The sequence below is a fragment of the Nocardioides baekrokdamisoli genome, assembly GCF_003945325.1.
GTDB classification, from domain to species: Bacteria; Actinomycetota; Actinomycetes; order Propionibacteriales; family Nocardioidaceae; genus Nocardioides; species Nocardioides baekrokdamisoli.
Map to the genome: position 1 here is coordinate 101,757 of NZ_AP019307.1, position 16,382 is coordinate 118,138.

General features: G+C 66.5%; 13 protein-coding genes. 7 read left to right on the top strand and 6 right to left on the bottom strand.

The features are described 5' to 3' along the window. The first annotated feature begins 112 nt into the window (after nucleotides 1-112). On the top strand, nucleotides 113-1,336 hold the full coding sequence (locus KCTC_RS00405) for an HNH endonuclease signature motif containing protein (RefSeq protein ID WP_125565710.1): 1,224 nt from the start codon (nucleotides 113-115) through the stop codon (nucleotides 1,334-1,336). A 112-nt stretch (nucleotides 1,337-1,448) separates the two neighbouring features. Here the strand turns inward: KCTC_RS00405 and KCTC_RS00410 are convergent, their stop codons facing one another. The 5 genes from KCTC_RS00410 to KCTC_RS00430 form a co-directional block, all read right to left on the bottom strand. Then, nucleotides 1,449-4,706: a fibronectin type III domain-containing protein gene (locus KCTC_RS00410; RefSeq protein WP_164512418.1), complete on the bottom strand. Its 3,258-nt coding sequence runs from the start codon at nucleotides 4,704-4,706 to the stop codon at nucleotides 1,449-1,451. 456 nt (nucleotides 4,707-5,162) lie between these two features. Continuing rightward, nucleotides 5,163-5,516: a hypothetical protein gene (locus KCTC_RS00415; protein WP_125565714.1), complete on the bottom strand. Its 354-nt coding sequence runs from the start codon at nucleotides 5,514-5,516 to the stop codon at nucleotides 5,163-5,165. A 226-nt stretch (nucleotides 5,517-5,742) separates the two neighbouring features. Next, on the bottom strand, nucleotides 5,743-6,252 hold the full coding sequence (locus KCTC_RS00420; RefSeq protein ID WP_125565716.1) for an META domain-containing protein: 510 nt from the start codon (nucleotides 6,250-6,252) through the stop codon (nucleotides 5,743-5,745). 134 nt (nucleotides 6,253-6,386) lie between these two features. Continuing rightward, nucleotides 6,387-7,718: a flavin reductase family protein gene (locus KCTC_RS00425; protein WP_125565718.1), complete on the bottom strand. Its 1,332-nt coding sequence runs from the start codon at nucleotides 7,716-7,718 to the stop codon at nucleotides 6,387-6,389. Beyond that, the gene (locus KCTC_RS00430) at nucleotides 7,715-9,013 is read right to left on the bottom strand and encodes an aromatic ring-hydroxylating oxygenase subunit alpha (protein ID WP_125565720.1); all 1,299 of its coding nucleotides are present in this window, start codon (nucleotides 9,011-9,013) and stop codon (nucleotides 7,715-7,717) included. The genes KCTC_RS00425 and KCTC_RS00430 overlap by 4 nt, the downstream gene beginning before the upstream one ends. A 67-nt stretch (nucleotides 9,014-9,080) precedes the next feature. Here KCTC_RS00430 and KCTC_RS00435 point away from each other — a divergent pair, with 67 nt between their 5' ends. The 4 genes from KCTC_RS00435 to KCTC_RS00450 all read left to right on the top strand — a co-directional run bounded on the left by KCTC_RS00435 (nucleotide 9,081) and on the right by KCTC_RS00450 (nucleotide 13,100). Next, nucleotides 9,081-10,013 carry a LysR family transcriptional regulator gene (locus KCTC_RS00435; RefSeq protein ID WP_125565722.1) on the top strand — a complete coding sequence of 311 codons (933 nt, stop codon included), beginning with the start codon at nucleotides 9,081-9,083 and terminating at the stop codon, nucleotides 10,011-10,013. A 105-nt stretch (nucleotides 10,014-10,118) separates the two neighbouring features. Then, a complete protein-coding gene (gene fdhA, locus KCTC_RS00440) occupies nucleotides 10,119-11,342 on the top strand; it encodes a formaldehyde dehydrogenase, glutathione-independent (protein WP_125565724.1) in 1,224 nt (407 codons plus the stop codon). Nucleotides 11,343-11,413: 71 nt separating this feature from the next. After that, nucleotides 11,414-12,292 (top strand): bifunctional methylenetetrahydrofolate dehydrogenase/methenyltetrahydrofolate cyclohydrolase, encoded by an 879-nt coding sequence (locus tag KCTC_RS00445; RefSeq protein ID WP_125565726.1) that lies wholly within the window; start codon nucleotides 11,414-11,416, stop codon nucleotides 12,290-12,292. 76 nt (nucleotides 12,293-12,368) lie between these two features. Then, complete coding sequence (locus tag KCTC_RS00450; RefSeq protein WP_125565728.1) at nucleotides 12,369-13,100, top strand: trimeric intracellular cation channel family protein; 732 nt, start codon at nucleotides 12,369-12,371, stop codon at nucleotides 13,098-13,100. Here KCTC_RS00450 and KCTC_RS00455 read toward each other — a convergent pair. Next, a complete protein-coding gene (locus tag KCTC_RS00455; protein ID WP_125565730.1) occupies nucleotides 13,097-13,786 on the bottom strand; it encodes a GntR family transcriptional regulator in 690 nt (229 codons plus the stop codon). The two genes, KCTC_RS00450 and KCTC_RS00455, sit on opposite strands and share 4 nt — an antisense overlap. Before the next feature lie 82 nt (nucleotides 13,787-13,868). Here KCTC_RS00455 and glyA point away from each other — a divergent pair, with 82 nt between their 5' ends. Beyond that, the gene (gene glyA, locus KCTC_RS00460) at nucleotides 13,869-15,146 is read left to right on the top strand and encodes a serine hydroxymethyltransferase (protein ID WP_125565733.1); all 1,278 of its coding nucleotides are present in this window, start codon (nucleotides 13,869-13,871) and stop codon (nucleotides 15,144-15,146) included. Continuing rightward, the gene (locus KCTC_RS00465; RefSeq protein ID WP_125565735.1) at nucleotides 15,146-16,366 is read left to right on the top strand and encodes a sarcosine oxidase subunit beta family protein; all 1,221 of its coding nucleotides are present in this window, start codon (nucleotides 15,146-15,148) and stop codon (nucleotides 16,364-16,366) included. The genes glyA and KCTC_RS00465 overlap by 1 nt, the downstream gene beginning before the upstream one ends. The last annotated feature ends 16 nt before the right edge of the window (nucleotides 16,367-16,382 follow it).

The following is a 16,382-nucleotide window of genomic DNA, read 5'->3' on the forward strand; positions in this document are numbered from 1 at the left end:
GCAGGAAATGTGATCCGGATCTCGCCCTGGTGCCTTCTGGTACGCCCGGTCGCATCTGCCACGGTTTCTGTCGGTGGTCGCCAGTAAAATTGTGGCAACACCAGGAGATGCCATGACCGCTTCGCACGACACCCATCCGGTGTTGGCATGCGTACGCGGCATCCAGACGGCCCTGACCGACATCGCGGACCTGGACCCGACGTTCATGCCAACGAAGGACAAGGCCTCGGCGCTGATCGTCCTGAGCAAGGCCCTGGCTGCAGCTTCGGCACTTCATGCTCGGCTGCTGGCCAGCGCTGGTGATGTGGCCATGGACCATGGCGCTCGGGATGCCGCGGGTTGGCTCGCTGCCGAGGAGTACGGGGACTATCGGACGGTGCGCCGCTCGCTGGATTTGGGCAGGTCGTTGGAGTCGGCCCCGGTGGTGCTGTCGGCGTTGGCCGAGGGCCGGATCGATGTCGACAAGGCACAGATCATCCTTCGTGCCCTTGATGGACTGCCGGCCGATGTGCCCGGCGAGCTTCGGGACCGTGCCGAGGTGGCGCTGGTGGAGCAGGCGGCGGAGCTTCCTCCGAAGGCGTTGGCTCGGGTGGCGCGTCACCTTGAGGCGGTAGTGCATCCGGAGGCGGCTGATGCGGCCGAAGCCAAGGCGCTCTTGCGGGAGGAACGGTCGGCGTGGGAGAAGACGAGCCTGCGGATTCTTGATCGGTTTGACGGCACCGCCCGGATCACTGGTGTTCTGCCCGCGGTGTCGGCGCAGCGGTTGCGGACCTATCTCGAGGCGCACGCCCAACCCCGCAAGCACGACGGGGAACATGCTCGGTCCGATCAACTGGCGGGCCAGGCGTTCTGTGACCTCTTGGAGCGCATCAACCCGGACACGGTGCCGAGGCACGGTGGTGACGCCACTGTTGTCATGGTGACCATCCCGCTGGCCGACCTCCGCGCCGAGCTGGGTGCTGCCTCGATCGGTGGCGCGGATTCGGACCATCGGATCAGCGCAGCCGAGGCACGCCGATTGGCCTGCACTGCCGAGGTCATCCCCGCCGTCCTGGGCGGCCGGTCTCAAGTCCTCGACCTCGGTCGTGCCCAACGGTTGTTCACGCCAGGCCAGCGCAAGGCGCTGCGCACCCGACACTCCACCTGCCAGGTCCAAGGCTGCGACGTGCCCTCGACCTGGTGCGACGCCCACCACGAAGACCCCTGGTCCCGCGGTGGCCGCACCGACCTCAACAACGCCCTGTTGGTCTGCGGCCACCATCACCGAAGACTTCACGACACGCGATATCTCGCGGTCAAAGTTGGCAGTCAGGTCCAGCTGCACCGGCGGACATAGGCCGATCGCGTGAGCCTCCTGGGTTTGAGCCCAAGCCCGTTTGGCCGAGGCTTCCTCAGTTCCTACTCGAGGACGGAAGCGCACTGATCTGCCGAGATCAGGACGGACTGAGCTAGGCAATGATCCTGGGATTGAACGAATAGGGCGGCGCGGCTGCGAACCCTGGTGATCCGCTGTGGGACGCGGAGATGCTCAATATCCCGCTCTTGCCGGTGAGTGCGATGCTGACCACCACACCGGTGGTGCTATTCGCCGGCACCTTGTATGTCTTCGTCACCCCCGGCGTGCCGGAGACATACAAATAGACGTACCCGCTTGGCGTGCCAGAAGTCTTCACGTACACACGGATTGGGTAATAACGGCGCGCTCCAGAAGCGTACGGATGGGCGCCGCTGATCGCGACCCGTGTTGTCGCGCTGGGCGCAGCGGGAGTGACCCAACCGGACCGGGTTGACGGCACGGAGGTCCCAACGCTGTTGGTTGCGGTGACTGTGAAGCTGTAGGTCGCGCCGTTGACTAGACCTCCAACGGTCGCGCTCATCCACTGTCCTTGAGGGACCGTGCCGTTGATGGTAGTCGTCGCACCGCCTGGGCTGACCGTGACGGTGTAGTGAGTGATCGTCGAACCCTCGTTGGCTGGTGCGGTCCACCCGACTACTGCCGATCTGTTGCCGGCAACCGCGGTCACATTCTGCGGCCCATCTGGAGGCCCGGCGGGGGTTGAGGAGATCGATGTCGCCGAGCCCGGGCCGGCCCAGTTTCGGGCTGCAACGGTGAAGGTATAGGAGTGTCCGTTGTACAGGTTCGCCACCGTGCAGGAGGTCGCTGTGGACTGTTGCGCCGACGTGCAGCTCGGGGCCACGCCCTGGTTTCCGGTGACGTCTTGGGAGGTGATGTCGTAGCCGCTGATCAGGGATCCGCCATCGGTCGCGGGCGCGGTCCAGGAAAGTTGCACCTGGCCGTTCCCCGCTGTCGCGGTGAGCCCGGTCGGTGCGGAGGGCACGGTGAACGGGGTGACCGAGTTGGATGGTGCCGAGGACCCTGATGTTCCGACGGCGTTGGTTGCCGTGACAGTGAAGGTGACTGGGGCCTGTGGAGTGAGGCCCGTGACCCAGCACGACAGGCTGTGTCGGGTGTACAGGTCGAGGTACCCGAGTCTCATGTCGAGGGTCGGGGAGCACGTGTGTCCCGCACCGTCCGAGACGACGTAATTGGTGACCGGGATGCCGCCGGTGTCCAGTGATGGCGCAAAGGTGACATCTGCGGATGCGGCCCCGGCTGAAGCGGTGACGTTGGTGGGAGCCGACGGGGCGGTCGCCGAGGTCGGCGTGAGTGCGAGCACGTAGCCGCCCGCCTGGTTGCGGACAGTGTTCGCGATGTATACGGTCCCTTGTGGGCTGACAGCGATCGCGGCTGGCGTGAGGCCTGTCTGCTGGGCCCAGCCGAGCGTGGCGGCTTCGTACCAATAGCTGTTGCGGTCGCCTTCTCCGTCTCCGTCTCCACCGATGATGGACAAGGTGCCGTCGGGGGTGACCTTGATGACGTAGGTGTAGTCGATGAAGTACATGTTGCCAGCGGCGTCACCCGCCATACCCAGAGCCGAGAGATCAGAATCGATCGCTGGCCCCGGGACCAACGACGTCTGGTTGGTGCCGCCCGCGAGTACTGTCGCCGAGCCATTCGGAGTGATCTTGTAAACCCCGGTCGCCCCATCCGTGGCGTAGACGTTGCCGCTCGCGTCGACCCCGATCGGCCCCTGGCTCACTCCGATCGACGTGGCTGGCGCCGGCCAAGAGCTTGGGGTTGAGGTACCGCCGCCGGCGAACAGCGATAGCGTCCCGTCTAGCCCAACCCTGTAGATATTGCCTGACTCAATGTAGAGGTCACCGGCGGGGTCGGCTGCGATTGCAGTCGGTGACATCGGGCTCGACACGGCCGGGCCTGCCACCGGCGTGCCATTCTGGCCGTTGCCCGCGATGATGCTCAGGACCCCACCGGGGGTGATCTTGACCACGGACCCCGTCTGTGCGAGGTACAGGTTGTTGGCCGAGTCAACCGCCATCGCTCCGCTTGCGCGCAGGGGGCTCGATAGTGCTGGCCCAGGAATGGGCGCTCCTGTAGTGCCGTTGCCAGCGAACATGCTCAGTGTTCCGGAACCGTCCACTTTGGCGATACCTGTGCCGGTGGAGACGTAGAGGTTTCCCTGCGAATCAGCCGCTACCGCCTCGGGCGTCATCGGACTCATCGTCGCTGGCCCCAGGGTGAGAACTCCCTGGCTGTCACCGGCGAGCAGAGAGAGGGTGCCGCTCGGCGTGACCGACTCTAGGTAGCCGCTGGGCGAGGTCCAACCCGGAGCGTGCACGCCGGAGTCGCTGATAACGAGGTTGCCAGCTGAGTCGAAAGCGACATCCTGCGACAGCATCGGACTCGAGGTTGCAGGGCCGGGTTTCGGAGGATAGGTGGTCTGGCCGGGTGTATATCCAGGTCCGGCATATCCAGCGAAGGTCGAGACCGTCCCATCCGCGATCCGATAGACCCGGTCGCCGCTCGCCAAATACAGGGCGCCTGATGAAGAAACCGCAACGCTGCTGGCCTTCATCTCGAACGGCACGGCAGGCATCGGCCCCATCCCGCCGTGCATGCTCGGGTCCGGACCTGCGGCGATCGAGAGCGTGCCGCCCGAGATCTCCTCGACGTACGCACCACCAGCCAAGTAGATGTTTCCACTCTGGTCGAGCGCGATCGAACCAGTCTCAACGGGGCTGTTCATCGCGGGCCCCGGAACAGGGTCGCCGTTGGCGGCGTTGCCAGCAACGTAGGACAGATGCCCGTCGGAGGAGATCTCGACCACGTAACCCCGGTCATCTGTGAGGTACAGATTGCCCGTCCGATCGATCGCGATCGCCCGCGGGTAAATCGTGCTATCGAGCGCCGGCCCAACCGTGGGCCACCATTGTCCGTTGGGGTGGCCAACGCCGGCAATGATCGAAAGCACCCCAGACGGGTTCACCTTCTCGACGTAACCGAGCGCATCGGCGATGTAGACATTCCCCACGCCATCGACTGCGACGCCAACCGGGGACATGGCACTCGCAATAGCCAGCCCTGGTTGAGGAGTTTGGTGGGGTATCGCCGGATTAAAAGCGCCAGCCCCGGCGATGATTGAGATCATCCCGTTCGGGGTCAACTTTTCGACGTCGCCTGCGTCGACAAAGTAGATGTTTCCAGCAGAGTCGCTGGTGGTGGGGCCCGGATAGATCTGACTGGCCATCGCAGCCCCGTTCGAAGCCACACCCATGCGGCCAGCGGCAAGCGCCACTCGGTAAGCACTTGGCGATGGCGTCGATGCTCTTGCCCGACTGATCGGCACAGTGAAGGCGACAGCGATGAGCGCTGCGACCGTCAAGAGTCGTCCACCGCTGCTCCGCATGCTGAACCTCCCGAGAATTAGACGGATCGTACGACTACGCATGACGCGCTTCGGTCGCGCCGTGCGCTCAGTGCCTGCGCTGCCGACCACCACGATCGGGCCGGCGCGTGGGTTCACTCGTCGTCGCAACTGCAATCGTCGACTCGCGGCACACGCGCCTACCACAGAGAGTCTGGCGACGTACCCACAGAGCGCACATCGGTACTGACACGCAAACGACTACCTAACTCACAGAAGGCCTGCTGGCGCGTCCAAGAAGTCGTATGAGCCTTACCGCTGTCTCAATACGAATTGGGCGACCAAATCGCACCCATCTGCCGCAGCCGGTGGACCTTCGATTGACCGCTGAGGAGTCAGCCGCGAGGTGTCCAACGCGAGCGTGCCGGGACGACCGGACTAAGCAGCGACCCGAAATCGGTCGTTCTGCTGCTTGATGCACAACAGAACCTCCATCGATCCGTCCATTCGGGCGGCAACGCGAATCGTCTCTCCCGCGACCGTGACAAAACGAGCGACGCCGAGTCGATTGAAGTCGCCACGGGCGACTGCATACTCAGCGAGATCTTCGACCCGAACTTCCCGACAACGCCGTTTCCCGACGAACGAGACCGAGCCCTCGTTGATCGAGACACTCGTCACCACGTTCCGCATCTGAAGCCAGGACGCAACGCCGATCATCGTCCACGCAGTACCCAGAATCAGAAGCGGAATCGAACTGCTGCTGTGCACCGCTGCTGCGATGGCAAGCATCAGACAACCGCCCCCGAGAGCAACGCTTCGCCCCACCGCGATGTACCGGAGCCACCACCTCGACGCCCGCGCACTCACCACACGCACAAGTATGCGCGCCCAAACACAGCCGTCCCCGGATGGTCATCTGTCTGGCGGACAGCCCAAGCCTTACGGAGGAGGTCGGCCCGACGATCCAACGTGTCGCACCCTGTTCTGCCGCAACCCCGGGCAGCGAGGTGACCCGCTAGCACCGGCCACGCGTATTGATGACGAACTCTCCGACCTGCAGTGCCAGCGCAGGAGGGGTGGAGGGAGAGTCGTCCGACCACATGAACGTGACCGGCTTCCCGGCCTCCAACTCGCTGAACGCTTGATGCCACGGAGCGGTCGAAAGGCTTCCCACCGCTGTCGCGCCGAGTAGGTGAACGCGGAGCACGTTGCCCTGCTCGGTGTACGTGCCAGTCCAATCGTTCACGCCATCGTTCCCCGAAACGTGGCCTCTGGTGTCGAACGTGATCCAGGAGCCGGGTGGTGCCGGGCGGGGATCCGGCGCTGGAGACTGATCCGCACCGGTTCCCACGCACGGAATCAGAAACCGCCCGTGGAGCCCGAGGCCGACGCCAATGCCTGTCATCGCTGGGCGGGCAGGCGGCGGCGTGGCCGGACGCGGGATCGCCTCACGCAGGCTCCCGCAGGCGACAAGTGCGATGGTCGCAAGGAGCAACGCAGCGGCAGAGGCAAGGCGTTGAGTCATGAGGCTGTCATCCCGACGAGATTGGTCACATGAGTGTGACGCTCTACCTCGTCCTACGGGTTCCCAGCCTCGCTAGAAGCCCCGCACCACCCGTCCGGATTTGCCGCGATCACCGCCAGAGTGTCACCACCGGCTCAGGCGTCGATCAGCAGATCCGTCTTGGCCGTCGAGCAGCAGGGCAGGAACTTGCCAGCGGCGATCTCGCGCGCGCGGATGCCGCCCTGGTGGTTCATCTCGACCTCGCCGGACAGTTTGAGTGACTTGCAGGAGCCGCACATGCCTTCCTGGCAGTTCGCGCTGATGCGTACGCCGTTGCGCTGGGCCACGCCGAGGATCGCTTCGTCCGGGTCGATTCGCACGTTGAGTTTGCTGCGTACGAACGACAGCGTGAGGCTGCCGGTCCCGACTGTGGCGAAGTCGCTGGGATCGACCGATACGGCAGGCGCGGCGTCCGGTTCGGTCTCAAGTTGATCGACGTCAGCAGCGCCGAGGTCTGTCTCAAATGTCGACGTCGGACCGTACAGATCGGCCGCGTCCGTCGCCGGGCCGTCGGCCGCGATCTGGCTCGCGTACGCAATCTCCTCGTCGTACTCCAGAAGGGTCTGCCGGTCGCCGGTGAAGTACTCCATGTTGAACGAGGTGTCGTCCACCCCGACGTCGCGCACCAACCGCTGCACCGCCTCGAGGTATCCGGCGGGGCCGCAGGCGTACACCTGTCGGCCATTCGCGTCGGGTGCGACCTCGTTGAGCATCTGGGTGCTCGGCCGGCCGGCGAGCCATGCCCACGTGTCCGGGACATTGCGATCGCCCAAGGACCAGAAGACCTTGATCCGGGAGTCGGCGGCGGCCAACTGCTCGAGTTCCTGGGCGAAGGTGAACGTGCCCGCCTGCGCTGCGTGATAGAGCAGGACGACATCGACCCGACCAGGCAGGTCGTGGATCGTCCGGATCATCGACATCAGCGGCGTGATGCCGGACCCGGCTGCGAGGAGCAGATAGCGCGCGCGGCGATCGCTGTCGGGCAGATGGAAGGCGCCCACGGGCCCGAGCATCTCGAGCAGCATGCCGGGCACGAGATGGTCGTGAGCCCATCGCGAGACCTGGCCCTCGGGGTCACGCTTGACGCTGATGGAGAACGTCCACGGGCGGGTCGGGGGACTGGAGATCGAGTAGCTGCGGTCCACCGGTTCGGCATCGGGGCCGTCGACCGGGAACGCGATGTTCAGATACTGGCCGGCGCGGAACGACAGCGGCGCCCCGTCGGTCCGGCGGAACACGAAGGTCTTCATGTCGCCGACCTCGGGGATCACCTCGACGCACTCGGCAGTGAACTCCTGCGGCCGCCCGGGGGCAAGCACTCGTGTGAGCTCCGTGGAGGAACTCCCGAGCGCCCGGTTCCACGGCATCTCCAGCCCACGGATCCGCTCCGGCTTCGCAGGTGCGTACGGCGACGTGCTGAGCGTCATGCCGCGGGCACTACGCCGAGGTGCTCACGCATCCGCTGCGTGTACCAGTTGATGAAGGCCTCCACCTGATACTCGCTCTTCATGTACGGGCCCTGTTCATAGACCGGGCTCTCTGCGCCCAACTGGCACAGCTCGACGAAGGCCTTGTCCTGGAGGTTGGTCTGCTTCCAGACATTGGTGAGTTCATCGATGTCGTAGTCCGTGCCCTCGACGGCGTCATCGGCGACGAGCCACGTCGTGCGCACCATCGTGCGCCCCTCGTCGAGCGGGTAGACCGCGAAGGTGACGATGTGGTCGGACAGGAAGTGGAACCACGAGTTCGGCTGGAGGTGCAGGGAGCATCGGCCGAGTCGGAAGTCCCGAAGGTCGCCCAGGAGCTTCTTGGACAGTCGACGGCCGGTCTCGGAGAAGGACTCACCGGCGCCGTCGAGCGATTCCCGTGAGATCCGGAAACCTGCGATGCGGGTGTCGAGCTCTTCGAGCACCTCCCAGTGCAGGCCGTACCGGTCGCAGCGCTCCTGCAGGGCGCGCTCGGCGGCCTGATTGCGTTCCCACACCTCTTCGAGGTGCGGCGGGATCATCCCCTCGGTGAGCCCCCAGGTCGGGAACAGCGAACACGCCAACTCGGGGTGTCCTACGCAGTGGTAGCACTCGCGGTTGTTCTCCATGACGAGCTTCCAGTTGCCCTCTTCGACGATGGTCTGCTGGTAGGCGACCTTCGTACGCGCGATGTCGTGCGGCGCGAGGTAGGGCTCGATCAGCGGGATGACATCGTCGAAGTCGGTGGGCGGCTCGGGCGCCAGGCACACGAAGATCAGGCCCGCCACGACGCGGGTGTGGGCCTTCTTGAGGCTGAAGCACTTCGGGTCGAACTTCTCGTCCGGTGCCGTCGCCGCGTGCAGCAGCTCGCCGTCGGCGGCGTACGTCCAGGAGTGGTAGCCACAGACGATGTTGCCGACGGTGCCCTGGGTCTCGGGCAGCAGCCGCGCGCCGCGGTGCCGACACACGTTGTGGAGCACGCTGACCCCGCCCTCATCGGTGCGGAGCACGATCAGGGAGTACGGGCCGTAGTCGACCGTCACGTAGTCGCCCGGCTCGGGGATCTCGGCGATGCTGGCCGCGAACAGCCAGTACGTCCCGAAGATGCCGGTCATGTCGGCCCTGAACACGTCGCGATCGGTGTAGAACGGTGCCTCGAGCGAGAAGCCGGCGCGGCGCCGTTCCAGGAGCTCCGGAAGGTTGCTGGTGGCCTCGTGGGCTGTGGCAGGCGACATGGCGGGCGACGGGGTCGACATGGCAGCGAGCGTACGGCCGCCGCCGAGTGGGTGCAATGTTTTGCCATCGATCATGCACAATATCCGCATGATTGATCACCGGCTCGCCACTTTGCGTACGTTCGCGTCCTGCGGCACGGTCACGGCAACGGCCGAGTTGACCGGGCTGTCGCCTTCAGCGGTCTCGGCCCAACTGCGGGAACTGCAGCGTTCCCTCGACATCACCTTGTTCGTCCGGTCCGGCCGCGGTCTGAAGCTCACTGCGGCCGGGCAGTTCCTGGTACGTCGTTCCGACGTTCTCGTCGAGGAGTGGGAGCGGATGCGCGCCGGGGCGCTCCATGCGGGGGAGGAGGCGCCCGCGACGTTCGCGATCGGCGGCTTCTCGACGGCTGCCTCCAATCTGCTCGCTCCGCTCGGGGCTCATCTGCGTGCCACCCGCCCCGGCCTCCAGGTGCGGGTGACCGAGGCGGACCCGGTCCGCTGCCTGGACCTGCTGACCGCGGGGCGCCTTGACCTGGCCGTGATCGTGGCGACGCAGGCCGGTGCGGCGGCCGTCGGCGACTCGCGATTCGAGCAGGTCGAGCTGCTCGACGACCCGCTGGACGTCATGGTCCCGGCGAACCATCGAGTGGCTCGGCGCGAGTCGGTGTCGTTGGAGGAGCTTGCCGAGGAGGACTGGATCACCGAGGCCGCCGGGGGGCCGTACCGGGCGCTCTTCACAGCTGCCTTCGTGGCCGCCGGTCTGACTCCGAAGGTGACGCACGAGGTGATCGAGTGGGAGACGGCGATGGCGCTGGTCGGCGCCGGCCTCGGACTGGGTCTGCTGCCCCGACTGGTCAGCCTCGCCGGAGCGGACAACGTGGTCCGCGTACGCCTGGGCGGGTCGACGAAGCCCGTACGGAAAATTGTCGCCGTGACCCGTCCGGGAGGTCGCGCCTCGGTGCTGGTCCGGGACTCGCTGGCAACGCTGCATGCCCTCGCCCAGGAGACGTTGAAGGCGCGCATCGCTGAAGAGTTCTGATGTGACCCAGGACACGCTCAGCCCTTGACAGCGCCTCCTCCGGGCGTCACGATCCTGAAAGTCAGAAGAAAACCAACTGATATTTCAAGAACGAAGGGCTCGACGATGAGCGCAGGGACAGCTACCAACAGGGCAGTGGCGTACAAGGGTGCGGGCGTGGTCGAGGTCATCGACACCGAGTACCCCTCGTTCGAACTCAAGGACGGTCCGGGCGTCAACCCGATCAACGTCGGCCGCAAGGTCCCGCACGGTGCCATCCTGCGCACGGTCACGACCAACATCTGCGGATCGGACCAGCACATGGTCCGTGGTCGGACCACTGCTCCGGAGGGTCTCGTGCTCGGCCACGAGATCACCGGCGAGGTCGTCGAGGTCGGCCCGGATGTGGAGTTCATCAAGGTCGGCGACATCGTCTCGGTGCCGTTCAACATCGCCTGCGGCCGCTGCCGCAACTGCAAGGAGGGGCTGACCGGCATCTGCCTCAACGTGAACCCGGACCGTCCGGGGAGTGCGTACGGCTATGTCGACATGGGCGGCTGGGTCGGCGGTCAGGCCGAGTACGTCCTGGTCCCGTACGCGGACTGGAACCTGCTGCGATTCCCCGACCGTGATCAGGCGCTGGAGAAGATCCTCGACCTCACGATGCTCTCCGACATCTTCCCGACCGGCTTCCACGGTGCTGTCACCGCAGGCGTCGGCGTCGGGTCGACCGTGTACGTCGCCGGGGCCGGCCCGGTCGGGCTCGCCGCAGCGACCGGTGCGCAACTCCTCGGAGCGGCGTGCGTCATCGTCGCGGACCTGAACGAGGAGCGTCTGGCTCAGGCCCGAAGCTTCGGCTGCGAGACGGTCGACCTCACCAAGGGCGGTCCGCAGGAACAGATCGAGCAGATCCTGGGCGTACCCGAAGTGGACTGCGGGATCGACGCGGTGGGCTTCGAGGCCCGCGGTCACGGCACTGGAGCGGGCGAGGCGCCCGCCACGGTGCTCAACGACCTGATGGACATCACCCGCGCCGGCGGCGCATTGGGCATCCCCGGGTTGTACGTCACCGGCGACCCCGGGGGCATCGACGACGCCGCCAAGAAGGGCGCGTTGTCGCTCAGCCTCGGCACCGGCTGGGCCAAGTCGTTGTCCTTCGCCACCGGTCAGTGCCCGGTGATGAAGTACAACCGCCCGCTGATGATGGCGATCCTGCACGGCCGCGTCTCGATCGCGAAGAACGTCAATGCCCAGGCGATCCCGCTCGAGGACGCTCCGCGCGGCTACGCGGAGTTCGACGCCGGTGCGGCGACGAAGTACGTGCTGAACCCGAACGGATACATCAAATAATCAGCCCTCGCCGGCGCCTCCTGATCTGTCGATCGGGAGGCGCCGTCGGACGTCAGCGGCAGGAACCAGTCATGGCAGTACGGATCGACGGCAACCGCGTCGCCCGGGAGATCAAGCAGGAACTCATCCCACGGGTTGCGGCGCTGAAGGCTGAGGGCGTACGCCCCGGGCTCGGCACGATCCTCGTCGGCGACGATCCCGGCAGCCACTCGTACGTCGCCGGGAAGCATCGCGACTGCGCGGAAGTGGGGATCGACTCGATCCGGATCGAGTTGCCCGGGACGGCCTCCCAGGCAGAGGTCGAGTTCGCGGTTCGTACGCTCAATGCGGACCCGAACTGCACCGGATTCATTGTGCAACTACCGCTGCCCGGGCATCTGGACACGCATCGGGTGCTCCAGCTGATCGATCCCGACAAGGACGCCGACGGCCTGCATCCGGCCAACCTCGGCAAGTTGGTGCTCGGCATCCCGGGACCGCTGCCGTGCACGCCGCGCGGGATCATCGAACTCCTTCGCCACCATGACGTCCCGATCACTGGCGCGACGGTGTGCATCGTGGGGTGCGGCGTGACGGTCGGCAAGCCCCTCGGGCTGATGCTCACCCGTCCCAGCGAGCACGCCACCGTCACCCTCTGCCACGAGAACACCCTGGATGTCGCCGCACACGCCCGTGCCGCCGATGTGATCGTTGCTGCCGCAGGCGTGGCCCACCTGGTGCGTCCGACCTGGGTACGCCCGGGGGCCACCGTCCTCTCAGTGGGCATCACCCGGACCATCGAGGGCATTCTCGGTGACGTGCATCCCGAGGTGGAGGGCATTGCCGGCAAACTCAGCCCGGCCACCGGGGGAGTCGGACCGATGACCCGGGCGATGCTGCTGACCAACATCGTCGAGATCGCGGAGCGTACGCTCGCCGCCAGGCCGGCGGGGATCCTCACCCGGGCCTGAAGTCGGTTCGCGCCGTGGCCCCAGTCTGTCTGCGGTGGGTGGTCGCGGATCCTCCGGACGAGGATGATCAGCGTCCATGGTCGCCCTTGAACTCGTCGCCATCTTCGTCTTCGGGGTGTCCGGCGCGCTGACCGCCGTCCGGCTGCGTCTCGACATCGTCGGTGTGATCGTGCTGGCCACCGTCACGGGCATCGGTGGCGGCATCATCCGAGACATCCTCATCGGTGCCGTCCCGCCCGAGACCGTACGCGACTGGCGCTACATCCTGGCCCCGGCCCTCGGCGGGCTGGCGACGTTCTTCCTGCACCCCGGTCTGGATCGCGTACGCCGTCCGATGCTCGTGTTCGACGCGGTCGGCCTGGGCCTCTACAGCGTGGTGGGTGCGCTCAAGGCCTCTCAGCACGGCCTCGGGCCGATGCCCTCGGCGATCATGGGGCTGATCACAGGTGTCGGCGGCGGCGTACTGCGCGACGTGCTCGCCGGTCAGCCGCCGTTGCTCTTCCGGACGGGGGAGTTGTACGCGATCCCGGCCCTGCTCGGGTCGAGCCTGGCGATGGTGGGCCACTACCTCGACCTGCCTCGCCTGCTGGTGATCGTGGTGGCCGCGGGGACGACGATCACCGTCCGGCTGATGGCGGTCAGGCGAGGCTGGGTCGCACCGGTGAGTTCGGAGACTCCGCCGCTGTACGGCCAGGCGCTGGAGGTACGAGCGCGCCGCGGGTCGCACCCGGATCGACGGGCCAGACCGGGAAGTCGGCGCCTGCGACGACGATCCGGCGCGGACGGTGGCTCGCCTCCGGACGCCTAGATGAGCGCCCGGATCTCGCTCTCGAAGTGGATCACGTGCTTGCCGGCCAACTCGGCCGCGCGGTCGCCGTCACCGGAGATCACGGCCTCGAGCAGCGGTCCGTGCTCCTCGATGTGCGCGGCGAGGTCCGGCAGCCGGTCGATGAACAGGCACCAGATCCGGTTGGCGAGGTTGTCGTACCGCATCAGCGTGTCCTCGAGGTACGCGTTGTGCACCGCGGCATAGACCGACCGGTGGATCCGCAGGTCCAGCAGCATCAGGTCGCGGGCCGTACGCGTGCTTCCCCGGGGTCTGCCGAGTTCGGCCAGGATCGCCCGGAGTTCGGCACGTTCCTGGTCGGTCGCCCGCTCCGCAGCGCTGCGGGCGGCGATGGGCTCCAGGTGAGCGCGTACCTCCGAGATGTGCGCCAGGTCGGTGATGTTCACGTCGGTCGCGAACGTCCCGCGGCGCGCGTACGCCACGACCAGGCGCTCGTGGGCGAGTCGCTTGAGAGCCTCCCTGATCGGGGTGCGGCCGATGCCCAGTGCGCTGCCGAGTTGGTCTTCGTTGATCGGGCTTCCGGGCGCGATGTCGAGCATCACGATCCGGTCCCGGATCTCCCGGTACGCACGGTCGGCCAGTGATTCGGAGGTCTCCGCACTCGATTCCGGAACTCCCGCGAGTGGGCTGTTGACGCCATTCCCCATGTGGCGTACGTTACACGAAAGACTGATATATCAGTTTGATTCCACTTCTCGAACCCGCTGCCACCGCCCCTGGAGAACCCTGATGACCGGACTGCTGGACCAGAACCTGGCCGACCTCGACCCCGACGTCGCTGCTGCGATCGGTGCCGAGCTGCACCGTCAGCAGTCCACGCTCGAGATGATCGCGAGCGAGAACTTCGCGCCGGTGGCTGTCATGCAGGCGCAGGGCTCGGTGCTGACCAACAAGTACGCCGAGGGGTACCCCGGGAAGCGTTACTACGGCGGCTGCGAGAACGTCGACGTGATCGAGCAGATCGCGATCGACCGGGTCACCGCGCTGTTCGGCGCCGAGGCCGCGAACGTCCAGCCGCACTCGGGTGCCCAGGCCAACGCCGCCGCGATGTTCGCGTTGATCGAGCCCGGCGACACCATCCTCGGTCTCGACCTGGCGCACGGCGGTCACCTCACCCACGGCATGCGGATCAACTTCTCCGGCAAGCTCTACAACGTCGTGGCGTACCACGTCCGCGAGTCGGACTTCCTGGTCGACATGGAGGAAGTGGAACGGCTCGCCAAGCAGCACCACCCGAAGCTGATCGTGGCCGGCTGGTCGGCGCACACCCGACAGCTCGACTTCGCCGAGTTCCGTCGGATCGCGGACGAGGTCGGCGCGTACCTGATGGTCGACATGGCTCACTTCGCCGGCTTGGTCGCCGCCGACCTGCACCCCAGCCCGGTGCCGTACGCGGACGTCGTCACGACCACCACCCACAAGACTCTCGGCGGCCCTCGGGGCGGCGTCATCCTGTGCAAGGAGGGGCTGCTCAAGAAGATCAACAGCGCTGTCTTCCCCGGCCAGCAGGGAGGCCCGCTGGAGCACGTCATCGCCGCCAAGGCCGTGGCCTTCAAGGTGGCTGCGACCCAGGAGTTCCGCGACCGTCAGCAGCGGACCCTCGACGGGGCCCGGATCCTGGCCGCGCGGCTCAGCGAGGCGGATGTCGCCGCCGGAGGCGTCTCGGTCCTGACCGGTGGCACGGATGTGCACCTGGTCCTCGTCGACCTGCGGAACTCCGAGTTGGACGGCCAGCAGGCCGAGGATCGACTGCACGCGATCGGCATCACCGTGAACCGGAACGCGGTCCCGTTCGACCCGCGCCCGCCGATGGTGTCCTCTGGTCTCCGGATCGGTACGCCGGCGCTCGCCACGCGCGGCCTGGATGTGGCCGCCTTCACCGAGGTGGCCGATGTCATCGCGATCGCGCTGCGCGGACCGATTGACGACGCCGATCTGGCCGAGCTGCGGACCCGGGTCGAGAAGGTCGCCGCGGCCTTCCCGCTCTACCCCGACCTGGAGGCGTGATGGCCGGCGGAGACTTCGGTGCGCAGAAGGAATGGCTCTGGCGCAGCGCCGAGCCGAAGGCCTCGTACGACGCGATCGTCGTGGGTGGTGGCGGGCACGGCCTGACGACGGCGTACTACCTGGCCAAGTACCACGGCATCACCAACCTCGCTGTCGTCGAGAAGGGCTGGCTCGCCGGCGGCAACATGGCCCGCAACACCACCATCATCCGTTCCAACTACCTGTGGGACGAGAGCGCCGCGATCTACGAGTTCTCCCTCAAGCAGTGGGAGCAGTGGCCCGACGAGCTCGACTACGACTTCCTGTTCAAGCAGTGCGGGGTGCTCAACCTCGCGCACACGCTCCAGGACGTACGCGACTCCCAACGGCGGATCAACGCCAACACCCTCAACGGGGTCGACGCGGAATGGCTGGACCCCCAGGACGTCGCCGACTTCTGCCCCATCGTCAACGTGTCCGACGACGTCCGGTACCCGGTGCTCGGCGGTACGTTGCAACCACGCGGTGGCATCGCCAAGCACGACCATGTCGCCTGGGCGCTGGCACGGGCCCTGGACTCGATGGGGGTCGACCTCATCGAGAACTGCGAGGTCACCGACTTCATCAAGGACGGCAACCGCGTCACCGGCGTGGTCACCTCACGCGGTCGGATCAACGCCGGCGTGGTCGGCCTCGCCTCGGCAGGTCACAGCAGCGTGCTCGCCGCCAAGGCAGGCTTCCGCCTCCCGGTGCAGTCGCACCCGCTCCAGGCTCTGGTGTCCGAGTTGTACGAGCCGGTGCACCCGACGGTCGTGATGTCGAACCATGTCCACGTGTACGTCTCGCAGGCTCACAAGGGCGAGTTGGTCATGGGAGCCGGCGTCGACTCCTACAACGGGTACGGCCAGCGCGGTTCCTTCCACGTGATCGAGCACCAGATGGCGGCGGCGCTCGAACTCTTCCCGATCTTCTCCAGCGCCCGGCTCCTGCGTACGTGGGGCGGCATCGTCGATGTGTCTCCGGACGCGTCGCCGATCATCGGGTCGACCCCGGTCGAGAACCTGTACGTGAACTGCGGGTGGGGGACCGGCGGCTTCAAGGCGACGCCGGGCGCCGGTTTCACCTTGGCCCACACCATGGCGACCGGCGAGGCGCACGACCTGAACAAGCCGTTCGGGCTGGAGCGCTTCGTCACCGGTGCCCTCATCGACGAGCACGGCGCCGCCGCCGTCGCCCACTGACTGTGTCCATCACAAG